This window comes from Pseudomonas sp. NPDC087804 (assembly GCF_044742965.1).
GTDB lineage: Bacteria > Pseudomonadota > Gammaproteobacteria > Pseudomonadales > Pseudomonadaceae > Aquipseudomonas > Aquipseudomonas rustica.
Genome location: NZ_JBIUVN010000001.1, coordinates 1,595,898 through 1,605,799, shown reverse-complemented (window position 1 = coordinate 1,605,799; position 9,902 = coordinate 1,595,898). Strand labels below are relative to the sequence as shown.

At 52.0% G+C, this 9,902-nt stretch carries 14 protein-coding genes, 1 tRNA gene and 1 pseudogene; 8 read left to right on the top strand and 8 right to left on the bottom strand.

Translation table 11 applies throughout. The annotated features are described in order from the left end of the window. Positions 1-21 precede the first annotated feature (21 nt). Both ACIOMO_RS07110 and ACIOMO_RS07105 read left to right on the top strand, forming a co-directional pair. A complete protein-coding gene (locus ACIOMO_RS07110) occupies positions 22-378 on the top strand; it encodes a MerR family transcriptional regulator (RefSeq protein WP_401239366.1) in 357 nt (118 codons plus the stop codon). A gap of 89 nt (positions 379-467) precedes the next feature. Continuing rightward, positions 468-544, top strand: a tRNA-Pro gene (locus tag ACIOMO_RS07105). Positions 545-626: 82 nt separating this feature from the next. Here ACIOMO_RS07105 and ACIOMO_RS07100 read toward each other — a convergent pair. Genes ACIOMO_RS07100 through ACIOMO_RS07080 form a run of 5 tightly spaced genes read right to left on the bottom strand, consistent with a single transcriptional unit; the run spans position 627 to position 3,762 of the window. Beyond that, on the bottom strand, positions 627-1,778 hold the full coding sequence (locus ACIOMO_RS07100) for a tyrosine-type recombinase/integrase (RefSeq protein WP_401239455.1): 1,152 nt from the start codon (positions 1,776-1,778) through the stop codon (positions 627-629). Then, the gene (locus ACIOMO_RS07095) at positions 1,679-2,095 is read right to left on the bottom strand and encodes a hypothetical protein (RefSeq protein ID WP_234451752.1); all 417 of its coding nucleotides are present in this window, start codon (positions 2,093-2,095) and stop codon (positions 1,679-1,681) included. The genes ACIOMO_RS07100 and ACIOMO_RS07095 overlap by 100 nt, the downstream gene beginning before the upstream one ends. Positions 2,096-2,141: 46 nt before the next feature. After that, positions 2,142-2,615 (bottom strand): SAM-dependent methyltransferase, encoded by a 474-nt coding sequence (locus ACIOMO_RS07090; protein WP_401239363.1) that lies wholly within the window; start codon positions 2,613-2,615, stop codon positions 2,142-2,144. A gap of 56 nt (positions 2,616-2,671) precedes the next feature. Next, on the bottom strand, positions 2,672-2,986 hold the full coding sequence (locus tag ACIOMO_RS07085; protein ID WP_401239360.1) for a hypothetical protein: 315 nt from the start codon (positions 2,984-2,986) through the stop codon (positions 2,672-2,674). A 47-nt stretch (positions 2,987-3,033) separates the two neighbouring features. Continuing rightward, positions 3,034-3,762 (bottom strand): hypothetical protein, encoded by a 729-nt coding sequence (locus ACIOMO_RS07080; protein WP_401239357.1) that lies wholly within the window; start codon positions 3,760-3,762, stop codon positions 3,034-3,036. A gap of 54 nt (positions 3,763-3,816) precedes the next feature. Between ACIOMO_RS07080 and ACIOMO_RS07075 the strand changes: the two genes are divergently transcribed. Then, complete coding sequence (locus ACIOMO_RS07075) at positions 3,817-4,581, top strand: DUF4145 domain-containing protein (RefSeq protein WP_401239354.1); 765 nt, start codon at positions 3,817-3,819, stop codon at positions 4,579-4,581. A gap of 95 nt (positions 4,582-4,676) precedes the next feature. After that, positions 4,677-5,312 carry a hypothetical protein gene (locus ACIOMO_RS07070; RefSeq protein WP_401239351.1) on the top strand — a complete coding sequence of 212 codons (636 nt, stop codon included), beginning with the start codon at positions 4,677-4,679 and terminating at the stop codon, positions 5,310-5,312. 74 nt (positions 5,313-5,386) lie between these two features. On the opposite strand, the gene ACIOMO_RS07065 is transcribed toward ACIOMO_RS07070, so the two are convergent. Next, positions 5,387-5,788 (bottom strand): hypothetical protein, encoded by a 402-nt coding sequence (locus ACIOMO_RS07065; protein ID WP_401239348.1) that lies wholly within the window; start codon positions 5,786-5,788, stop codon positions 5,387-5,389. Positions 5,789-5,938: 150 nt separating this feature from the next. Here ACIOMO_RS07065 and ACIOMO_RS07060 point away from each other — a divergent pair, with 150 nt between their 5' ends. Beyond that, positions 5,939-6,610, top strand: a complete 672-nt coding sequence (locus ACIOMO_RS07060; protein ID WP_401239346.1) for a DUF4145 domain-containing protein — start codon at positions 5,939-5,941, stop codon at positions 6,608-6,610. A gap of 1 nt (position 6,611) precedes the next feature. On the opposite strand, the gene ACIOMO_RS07055 is transcribed toward ACIOMO_RS07060, so the two are convergent. Together ACIOMO_RS07055 and ACIOMO_RS07050 are read right to left on the bottom strand one after the other, a co-directional pair. Then, positions 6,612-6,989 (bottom strand): hypothetical protein, encoded by a 378-nt coding sequence (locus tag ACIOMO_RS07055; RefSeq protein ID WP_401239343.1) that lies wholly within the window; start codon positions 6,987-6,989, stop codon positions 6,612-6,614. A 75-nt stretch (positions 6,990-7,064) separates the two neighbouring features. Beyond that, positions 7,065-7,529 (bottom strand): hypothetical protein, encoded by a 465-nt coding sequence (locus tag ACIOMO_RS07050; protein ID WP_401239340.1) that lies wholly within the window; start codon positions 7,527-7,529, stop codon positions 7,065-7,067. Positions 7,530-7,604: 75 nt separating this feature from the next. On the opposite strand from ACIOMO_RS07050, the pseudogene ACIOMO_RS07045 reads away from it, so the two are divergent. The 3 genes and pseudogenes from ACIOMO_RS07045 to ACIOMO_RS07035 form a co-directional block, all read left to right on the top strand. After that, positions 7,605-7,868, top strand: a pseudogene (locus ACIOMO_RS07045) (phage tail tube protein); the annotation flags it as partial. 187 nt (positions 7,869-8,055) lie between these two features. Beyond that, positions 8,056-8,697, top strand: coding sequence for a tail fiber domain-containing protein (locus ACIOMO_RS07040; protein WP_401239337.1), 642 nt, complete (start codon positions 8,056-8,058; stop codon positions 8,695-8,697). Positions 8,698-8,880: 183 nt separating this feature from the next. Further along, entirely contained in the window at positions 8,881-9,744 is an 864-nt protein-coding gene (locus ACIOMO_RS07035) for a class I SAM-dependent methyltransferase (protein WP_401239334.1), read from the top strand. The last annotated feature ends 158 nt before the right edge of the window (positions 9,745-9,902 follow it).

Sequence of the window (9,902 nt, the reverse complement as noted above, 5' to 3'; positions counted from 1 at the left end):
TGAAGGCCCGAGTTGAGGCTTATGCTGGAACCAAGTCATAAATACGAACTACCCGTCATCCCGGGCAAACGCTACTTCACCATCGGTGAAGTCAGCGAGCTGTGTGCCGTAAAGCCACACGTGCTGCGCTACTGGGAGCAGGAGTTTCCTCAACTCAACCCCGTCAAACGCCGCGGAAACCGCCGGTATTATCAGCGCCAGGACGTGCTGATGATCCGGCAAATCCGCGCACTCCTTTACGATCAAGGTTTCACCATCGGCGGCGCACGCTTGCGCCTGTCCGGCGATGAAGCCAAAGACGACACCACCCAATACAAACAGATGATTCGCCAGATGATTGCCGAATTGGAAGACGTGCTGGTGGTTCTCAAGAAATAAAAAGCTGCTTTTGAATACTTCCAGTTTTCAAAAGCTTGCGATATATTCTTGAGCGCTCTTCGAGGTGAAGGGTGAGATGAAAAACCAGTCGGGGCGTAGCGCAGTCCGGTAGCGCACTAGCATGGGGTGCTAGGGGTCGAGTGTTCGAATCACTCCGTCCCGACCATATAATTCAATGACTTAGCCGCTTTCGAGCGGCTTTGTCGTTTTTGCCATAGTGACTTTTCGAGTGACCTTGGCCTTTTCATTCATGCCTTCCTCCTTTTCAGAATCGTCAGCGCTGGTGCGCGCGAGTCGGTTGCTGATACCTTATTTGCCGCCGCAATAAGCTGATCCAATTCCGCTGCCGAGTAGTGGCTGGTGATGCTTCCGTTCTTGTGGCCGAGCAGCGCTTTGCGATCCTCCTCAGTCACGCCAGCCGCACGCAGCCTTCTCCCAAAGGTGTGCTTCAAGTCGTGAATTCGGATTCTGGCAAAGCCGTCATGTGCCGGCCGCAAGAATTTCTCCTGCCACTTCTTCGCCGCTCGGATCCGTGCCTTCTTCCAGGCCGAGTCATTCATGCGGTGGACTGTCGTTTCATTCCCATCACCATCTGGCTTGCCAAACGGAAACACGTAGACCGGGTGCTGCCCGCGTTGCTGTTCAATCACCGATTTGGCTACGTCATTCAAAACTACCAGACGCTCGTCTCGGTTCTTCACACCTGCGCGAGCACTGCGACCACCAAATCCCGGCGGAATCAGGAACACGCTTGTGTTCAGCTCGGGCACTGCAATCTCCCAAGACCACTCCAATTTGCAGACTTCCTGCTCCCTGCAACCAGTATTGACCTTGTAAAGGGCCATTTTCTGAAGGTGTGCCGGGAGTTCGGCGAACAGGATCGACTGCTCTTCCCATGAAAGCGGGTAGGGCTTTCGACTGTTCGTCTTCTCGTCGAGCAGGGAAATCATCGGTACCACGTCCAGCAGCGGCCGGCGCTCTTCGTCTCGCCATTTACGCGCGCATAGGTTCAGAACTCTGATGACCCTCTGAAGCGCGATATTTACCGTCCGGTTCGTGACTGGCTTGCCAACCACTGGGTTCAGCTTCGACTGGATGTAGGGCGCGAGTGCATCGTCATCGATGTGGGTCAGCGGCATGTCGCCAATAAACGGGTCGAGCTGCTCCATATAGGTGGCTGAGATGTGGATTGAAGCCTGATCCTTCACTTCCAGCAGGAAGCGAGTCGCCACTTCCCGCCACGTCCTCACCCGCCGAACGCCGTACACCTTCTGCTGGCGCAATTGCTCCAGCTTGTGAATCAGGTACTGCTCTGCTTCGGCGCGGTTACAAGTGCCAGTACTCTCTTGAATTCGTTCTCCTCTGTACTTTTTGTCGATCTTCCAGATGCCGTTCGGCATTTGCTGGAGGCCGGTGATTGCTTTTTGGGCCACGGCGTTGCTCCTTTCTTCTTGCCCTGGCGCTCGCTGCGAGGGCGATTGTTGTCCTGATTCGCGGCCTTTTCAATTGCCATGGTCTCGATATAGCGATCAGCCCACTCATCAAGCTCGATCCGGTCGAAGCCGACACCCTGTTTCCCGATCGGAAATTCGCGCACGTTCGGCCGGACTGTTTTGTTGAATTCCTCCCGGCACATGCCGAGATAGCCGTATGCCTCGCCGGCGCGAATGAAGCGCGGGAGGATTGGCGCGACCTGGGCCGCGCTACGATTTGTCATGAGGTATTGCTCCATGCCGCGCGTGGCGGCAGAAGGTAGTGAGGAGTTAAGCCGGGCGCTTCATGAAGGTGATCCAGTGCGTCTTTTCGCGCTTACCGGACTTGTGGCCAAACAGAGGCTGCTCATCGGTAAGGGCGAGAATCTCGCTGACCCGGATCTGGGTTTCGTTCCACTTGAAGATAAGAAATTGGCCGGGCTTCAGCACACGGAAGCACTCGGCGAACCCCTTGCTAAGGTCGTCGCGCCAGTCGTCGGTGAGGATTCCATACTTGAGTCGCAGCCAGCTTTCACGACCGGCGCGCACCAAGTGGGGCGGGTCGAAGACAACCATGTTGAAGCTGGCATCGGGGAAAGGCAGGTGTCGAAAGTCCATGATGACGTTGGGCTCAACCTTCAGCACTCGACCATCACAAAGCACATGCTCTTCGTCACGGATGTCACCGAACAGAGCGCGCTGGTCGCACTTATCGAACCACATCATGCGGCTGGCGCTGCACGGGTCGAGAACTTGTGCATTCATCGCCAGGGCCCTTTGTAGATGAGGTAGACCATGTAGAGCGGGGCGCAGATCATGGCTCAGCCCTCCGTGCCAATCAGGTAGGAAGGTTCGGTAGCCTCTGCCAGCCACTGACGGAGACAACCGCATTCAGGATGGGGTGGCTCCTCGTCGACCCACTGCTTATCGAGGAAAGCATCGCTGGTCAGCTCGACACCCCAGTCCGCATATTCGGATGGGTCATCGCCGTTCATTTCGGAAAGCACGCGACGTGCTTCGTCCTCATCGCGAGCAGCTACCCAGTCGCACTCGCCGACTTGGAAGCAAAGCAGGAGAGGTCGCAGCGGCTGGGCGCCGTTGAGTTCAAACTCTGGAGCTTGGTTTTCTTCAGACATGACTTCGTCCTTGCCGCTATAGCGGCTGACTTTGAAGGGGGAGGGAGTTAAGGCTTGGAGTGAATTTCGAGGAGGTGTTCGACTTGATTGGACATCTGCCCGCCGTCCTGCGCTGCTTCGACAAGTTCGAGCGCCCAGTCTTGGAGCCAGTCACGCGGCACACCAATAATCTGCGTGTCTGGTGCGTGGGAACAATCCAGCGGCCAAGCTCTGAGAACCTTGTCCCCTTTGTACGCCAGCAGGGGCTCACCGGTTTCTTTCTCAGTCCATTTGCCGTCGGCGTCCAGCATGGCGAAAGTCAGTGCGACATCGCGCTCGCCATCCCAGTTATCGATGTGGCGCACGGCATAGAGACCCGGCTTGTAGGTTGGAGGCTTGCCGTCCATACCCAGTGCCCGCGCCGCGATGTCCCTGATCACCTCCACAGACGCCACCCGCATAATGCATTCATCTTCGGCGAAGGCGTGGGCACGGTCGTGAATTCGTGTCAGCGAGACTCTCTGCTCGGAGATCAGTTGATCCGCTGCGTTCAGGCGCTGCTGCAGGGCGTCACGCTCGGCGGTGAGTCGCGTAACCTCACTCTCAGTTGTCGCCAGTTTTGTGCCGCGCTGGTGTTCGTCAAAACGCCGCTGCGCTTCTTCGTCGCCACTCAAGCACCCGCAACGATATGGGTGTGCCGCGTAATCTAAACGGCACAGGCGGTCAGGATATGGCTTTGGCTCGGCGTCGATCGCAAATTTCGGCTGCGGCTTGGCAGATTTGTTTTCTGTGGGCATAGCTATACCTCAAAGCATATGATCAGAGACCAACGGATCTCAGGGTAGTAGGGAATGAAAAAAACGATTTTGAAAGGTGCGTTTAGAGAGGCATCTATATTTGAGTACGCGTGTCCACACTGCTATAACGGTGTGCTGCGGCTTCATGAAAAGTTTCATTCCCATGAAAGTGAAGCATCAAAGTTACAACATGGTGAGGAGTGGTGGGGCCCTGAGTATGTGACGCTAACCTTTCACTGCGAATTAAAATGTTCGACGTGCCAAGAATTAGTATTCATGGTGGGTAATGGTGTAGTGGAAGAGGATCATGATGTCGATGAATATGGCCACTGGACGAGAAATTGGGAGTCATACTACAGTCCGACTTATTTTCATCCTCCGCTTCAACTAATTGACTATCCAGCCAAAGCGCCGAGTGAAGTTGTTACTCATTTAACAGTGGCTTCAGCTTTGTATTTTACGAGTCCGAGCTCCTGTTGTAACAGCATACGAGCGGCTGCAGAACTTGTTCTAAGCGCGTTAGGTGTTCCGGTAAAAGAAAACGACAAGTGGATATCGTTTGGTAATCGCATAAACCTCCTGCCGGAGGATCAAACGTCGACCAAAGAACTGTTTAATGCTATCCGCTGGATTGGAAATCATGGGAGTCATCCAGGCAATGAAATTGAATATGACGATGCACTACATGCATTAGAAATAATGGAGTTTCTGCTCGAGGAAGTGTATGGGGAGCGCAAACAAGCGCTTAAGGAATTAGCTGCCGCTATAAACGATCGTAAAGGACCGGTAGGTCGATTACATCGGCTTGGCCTCAACTGACCTTAAAATGTTCACACTTCGTCATGGCTGGCGTGATTAGTTGAAGTGGGGGTATTTGTGTTCGGCCCGGGATGGGCTTAAGGATGCTTAAAAGTATGAAACGTAGTGATTTGGTTTTATTTTCTGTTATTGGTATGGGCCTGTTCATGGCCGGCGTTGCTTGGCGTCCCGCCTTTGGTGATTTTTCAAAACTGAAGGACTGGTTGGAGTGCGTTAGTTTCCTGGCGACGACCATTGCGGCGATGATCGCCATCTTCACGTTAAGAGATTGGCGGAATCAGTTTCGGCATGCGGAGAGATTTTCGGCATTGAAGTCAGTGAAAGACGCAATCACTGATCTTCATTTGTATCGTGGATATCTTTTGGCAGTAGAAGAGATTTTAAGATATCAGCAGGCCAACAATGGAGCAGATGACCCTGATTTGATTTCCAAAGAAGAGAAAAAGCGGGTGGAGCTATTGTCGGCACTATCGGTTTATCAAAAAGCTTGGGACACTGCAGTGGCATTTATTACCTCCGAGGAGGAGGGGGATTTTCCGGGGCCGCCATATGTTTACTTACAGCTCTTTCAGATGAGGCCACTTGAGATTCAAGAGGCACATGAGATGGACATGATTGAAGGGCAATCGAATGAGTTTGACAAAGTATTCAACGCTTGCAATGAGGAAGCGAAAGAAAAATTCATAGAAACGATGGAAGCAATCAAAGTGATGCTTCGAAATAAAATTTAAATTTCCGCATCTATATGATACGGCGCTACTTGTGCGGGTAGTGAGTTAGGTTCAGGGCAATATGTGAATTCGACTCAAGCGCGCCGCACTTTGAAGTGCAGCATCGCCTTGATGCTGTGGCAGTAATCTTGAAGCCGCTCATAGGCCTTGTATTTGGCCTGACTTCGAGTGGCGGCCCAGACCCTAACCAGATCTTCGCGGGCTTCCCGGTTCCAGTCGAGATCATCCCAGTCATGCTTGAACGGCAAGACCACCCACTCTTTCAGCGGCAACGTCTCGGCCATTTCGCGGTACTGCATTTCGTGGGTGGGGTGGTAGCTGCCTATCCGCTTCTTCGGATCCTCGTCCAGCACCACACCAATGTAGTGGCCGCGATCTGCCAAGATGACGCCGGGCTTGCCGTAAGCGATGACGCGGCGGCCGATTTCGGCGGGCACCTGATAGTGCTGCCGGACGTATGCGCAGTTGTGAGTCATGGATTTTTCTCCAGTCAGGCGCCGCCCTCCGTGATCGGTGGTGGCAATTTGGTTTGTGTTGGGGTATTTGTGTTTGGCCTGACAGGGTGTCGGGTCGCTATTCGAGCGCTAATAGCGTATTTGAATGCGCTTAAAATTTGAGGTACACGTATGGCGTTTAATTGGCGATGCCCGTTCTGTGGAAATAACTCAACTGTAACCAATCAGAATATGTCGGGGACAAGTCTAAGATTCAACGATGATAATAAATTTGACTCCGAGTTGATGGTTACTATCAATTCGATTGTATGTCCCAACCCTCAATGTCGTGAGGTTACCCTTAAGGCTAGGTTTGGGACGTTCGGCGTTTCTGGTGGGAGCTACGGTATTGTTGATTTGCTCGGTAAGTGGTCATTGAGGCCCGATAGTTTAGCCTTGGTTTTTCCTGAATACGTTCCTTTAGCAATACGTCAGGATTATGAAGAAGCATGTAAGATTAAAGACTTGAGTCCGAAAGCATCTGCGACCCTGTCGCGACGATGCCTTCAAGGTATAATACGCGACTTCAAAGGAATTGTTAAAAAGCGTTTGGTTGATGAAATTGATGCATTGAGGGATGAGGTCGATCCTGATACGTGGTCTGCAATTGATGCTGTTCGCCAAATTGGAAATATTGGCGCGCATATGGAAAAGGATATCAACGAGATTATAGATGTCGATCCTGAAGAGGCTCAATTACTTATAGAGTTGATCGAAACGTTGATTAAAGATTGGTATATTGCGCGCAATAAGCGTCAAGAGCATTTGGCTAAAATAAAAGCTGCAGCCGATAGTAAAAAGTGAATCATTGATTCGGGAAGATTATTTCATCGTCCGCATCTCGGCAAAGCTCGGCCCTGCTCAACTCATGAAATGCTCGCGACACCTTAACGCTTGGCTTGTAAGGTGTCGTGACACATCGAAGCATCAAAGCCTGCCTTTCGAAGTCGGCGGCGATCAGGTTCATCAGCAGCAGCTGGTAAACCTCCTGCTGGTTGTTGATGCCGTGCGCAGCCATGACCCGCTTGATGTCAGGTTTGAACACGCCGGCCACCTCAATCGTAAACTTCTCGACGCCCAATGCAGCGTCCTTTGCTGCTGCCTTCTCGCGCTTCTTGCGCTGTTTGATGGCTTCCGCTGTCAACTGCGGCTCTTCCGTCGGGAGCTGCTGTTCTTCGGCCATGGCCTACCTCTTCAATTCCGCTGGCCGGCAAGTCCAGCCAGGTCTGTCGTTTGCGTTGTTGGGATCTGATACGTCTCACGCGGCTACCTTCACCTGATGCCAAGCGCCGGCGGCGTAGAACAGCTTCGTGGCTTCGGCTTCATCCATCGAAACTTCATCCGGAATGGCGATCCAACCCGATGCGACCAGATGGGTCGGGTTCGCGCTGTTGCGCAGCTCCAGGTAGTAATGCTCGATGGCATCGGTCAGGCGCTCGACCTTGTAGATGCCCTCGGGCGAGATCTCGACCGACTTTATGTACTCGGCGCCGCGCTCGTCGCGACACATGGCGCCGATGTAGATCGTCCAGCGGTAGGAGAAATCGAAGATCGCATTGGCGATCGCCAAACTGCGGATCTGCCGGCAGCTCTTCCAGTTCGCCATGATCTGGCTGCCGCTGGGATCGATGTTCACAACCGCGACGTGGTTGGTGCGCAGCAGCGATCGGCAACTGCGTTCAGCCCGGGCGAAACCGTTGTTGGGTTTGCGTTTCGACTTCATAGCGAGTCCGCCATTTTGCGCAGAGTCTTGCGGTCGGCTGCCGATATCGGCTTCGGGCGCCGCTTGAGCACCGTTTCCGGTGCTGGTTCCGTACGCGAAGTCACCGGCTTTACCGAGATCTCGCAGATCACCGACTTGAACTCCAGCGGCGGCGATCAGCAGTTCCTCACCTTCGGCTTTTTGGCGGATGACGATGATCGCCAGCTTCCAACGACCAAGAACCCAATCAGTATGGCGGTGACTGTCGCCGACGATCCTGACCTGCCGTACGTGGCCATTGTCGAATCTGCTGACGAAGACAAGCAGACCCGTGTACTCCGCCTGAATCTGCCAGGCGGCAGGGCGACCGAGGTTTAACGAATTAGGAGTGGGTCTAGCCCCGACAGGGTATGCCGTGCAAGGCCTATATCTAGGCTGGAATGAGGGCGGAAATGGACAGTCCAATTTTATATGTAACCGAGGTGGCGGTAGTGGCGGGTTCACGTTTCGAAGCGTAAACGCTGACAATACTCAAACCGGCCCGGCAATGATTTATTCCTATTCCGGGCAACTTGTCATACCGCTCGGTGCGGTACCCCCAGCTGACGGCGGCGCCAATATGGGAACCAGCGCACAACGCTGGGCAACCTATTACGGCGTAACTGGCGCAATCAACACCTCGGATGCCCGCGAAAAAACCGAAGTACGCCAACTGGATCAGGCCGAGCTTAACGCGGCTATGGCGCTGTCCAAGGAAATCGGCGGCTATAAGTGGCTGCAGAGCATCGCAGAGAAAGGAGAAGAAGGCGCGAGAACTCATATCGGTATGACGGTTCAGCGCGCCATCGAAATCATGGCGGCACAGGGGTTAGATCCATTGGAATACGCCTTCATTTGCCACGACGAATGGGAGGCGATCGAGGAGCAGAGCCAAGAAATCATCAGGGGAAATATCTACTCGGTTGGTGAACTGCTCTACGAAAATGCCGCCCATTCAGTTTTCGAGCAGTACAAGGACTTTCCTGCGTTCACTTGGGAGGAAACCTCTCGCGAAACGATCATCACCCAGCAAGGCAGGGAGGCGGGCGACCGATACGGTTTTAGGTATGACCAGCTCGCTTTGTTCATAGCACGCGGTCAGGAGGAGCGAATTGCCAGGCTTGAATCGTTGATCGGTTCGAATCCTTGAAACAATCCATTGCCGCAACCGGTGAGTGATCTGGATTTCAGATCGTGCTAGGAGGAGCTGTAACGGGGCATGAGGATGCGGGGGGCGGAGCGAATAGCTACATTGGTCGGCACAGGCTAGACCGCGTGCTGATGATGTAGTAGGTTGTTTTTCTACCAAACAAATACGGATGTGATGTTGGTTATGAATAATAATATATGTCCACTCTGTAATGTTCCGCTTATCACTGGCATCCAAAATTGGCATTTTCAATGCTCATCGTGCTTATACGAAAAAGGAGCTCTTGAACCTTTAATTAACAATTCCGTTTCTCACGAGTTGGTTGATGAGAAGGCTAGAGAGTCCGGATTGCGTGATATAAGGGTGCGAAATTTTAATAAGTTGTTGGGGGTTATCTCATCCTTGAAGCCTGAAGGTGGGTGTTTGTTGGATGTGGGGTGCGCTCATGGATGGTTCTTGGAAGCGGCCACAACTCAATTCGATGTTATTGGGATAGAACCGGATAAAGCTGTTTTCAATGAAACACAATCTAAGGGATTACCTATTAGGAATGGCTATTTTCCTGATGCATTGAAAGATGATGAAAAATTCGATGTGATTGTGTTTAACGATGTTTTCGAGCATATACCCAGCATTGACGAAGTTCTTCAGGCGTGTCACTCCCGATTAAATGAAGGGGGCATACTGGTGCTGAACCTGCCCAGTAGTGAGGGGGTTTTTTACCGGCTTTCTAAACTCTTTGGTTTGATTGGGAAAATTGGCTTTTTTGAAAGGCTATGGCAAAAAGATTTACCATCTCCGCACGTTCATTATTTTAACTCCAAAAATCTCACTAAACTTTTAGGTGGCTACAAGTTTTCAACGATAAAGACAGGTACGTTGCCTACTCTGACTCTAGCAGGTCTCTATACAAGAATTTCATATGCTGGAAACTCTGGTTTTCTATCAAAGCTCCTAGTGTATTTGGCTGTTGCTACGTCACTGCCAGTTTTGCGCTTATTGCCAAGTGACATTGTTTATCTCATAGCAAGGAAGAACTCAGATTAAGTCGTAGGGGGTTATGAGAGATATCATAGCGATAAATTAATTGTACAGCGCTATTGAATAGATCAGGATATCTAATTCAATGTAGATACAAGTATCTTTAACCGATCAACTGTAATTTATTTACTTTCGAGAACCCGCCATCGTGCGGGTTTTTCTTT

Excerpts from the sequence above, each read along its gene's own strand:
- ACIOMO_RS07055 (WP_401239343.1), bottom strand. The coding sequence starts at position 6,989 with ATGGCCGAAGAACAGCAGCTCCCGACGGAAGAGCCGCAGTTGACAGCG.
- ACIOMO_RS07085 (WP_401239360.1), bottom strand. The coding sequence starts at position 2,986 with ATGTCTGAAGAAAACCAAGCTCCAGAGTTTGAACTCAACGGCGCCCAG.
- ACIOMO_RS07070 (WP_401239351.1), top strand. The coding sequence starts at position 4,677 with ATGAAACGTAGTGATTTGGTTTTATTTTCTGTTATTGGTATGGGCCTG.
- ACIOMO_RS07065 (WP_401239348.1), bottom strand. The coding sequence starts at position 5,788 with ATGACTCACAACTGCGCATACGTCCGGCAGCACTATCAGGTGCCCGCC.
- ACIOMO_RS07100 (WP_401239455.1), bottom strand. The coding sequence starts at position 1,778 with ATGCCGAACGGCATCTGGAAGATCGACAAAAAGTACAGAGGAGAACGA.
- ACIOMO_RS07035 (WP_401239334.1), top strand. The coding sequence starts at position 8,881 with ATGAATAATAATATATGTCCACTCTGTAATGTTCCGCTTATCACTGGC.
- ACIOMO_RS07080 (WP_401239357.1), bottom strand. The coding sequence starts at position 3,762 with ATGCCCACAGAAAACAAATCTGCCAAGCCGCAGCCGAAATTTGCGATC.
- ACIOMO_RS07075 (WP_401239354.1), top strand. The coding sequence starts at position 3,817 with ATGAAAAAAACGATTTTGAAAGGTGCGTTTAGAGAGGCATCTATATTT.
- ACIOMO_RS07110 (WP_401239366.1), top strand. The coding sequence starts at position 22 with ATGCTGGAACCAAGTCATAAATACGAACTACCCGTCATCCCGGGCAAA.
- ACIOMO_RS07050 (WP_401239340.1), bottom strand. The coding sequence starts at position 7,529 with ATGAAGTCGAAACGCAAACCCAACAACGGTTTCGCCCGGGCTGAACGC.
- ACIOMO_RS07040 (WP_401239337.1), top strand. The coding sequence starts at position 8,056 with ATGATTTATTCCTATTCCGGGCAACTTGTCATACCGCTCGGTGCGGTA.
- ACIOMO_RS07060 (WP_401239346.1), top strand. The coding sequence starts at position 5,939 with ATGGCGTTTAATTGGCGATGCCCGTTCTGTGGAAATAACTCAACTGTA.
- ACIOMO_RS07095 (WP_234451752.1), bottom strand. The coding sequence starts at position 2,095 with ATGACAAATCGTAGCGCGGCCCAGGTCGCGCCAATCCTCCCGCGCTTC.
- ACIOMO_RS07090 (WP_401239363.1), bottom strand. The coding sequence starts at position 2,615 with ATGAATGCACAAGTTCTCGACCCGTGCAGCGCCAGCCGCATGATGTGG.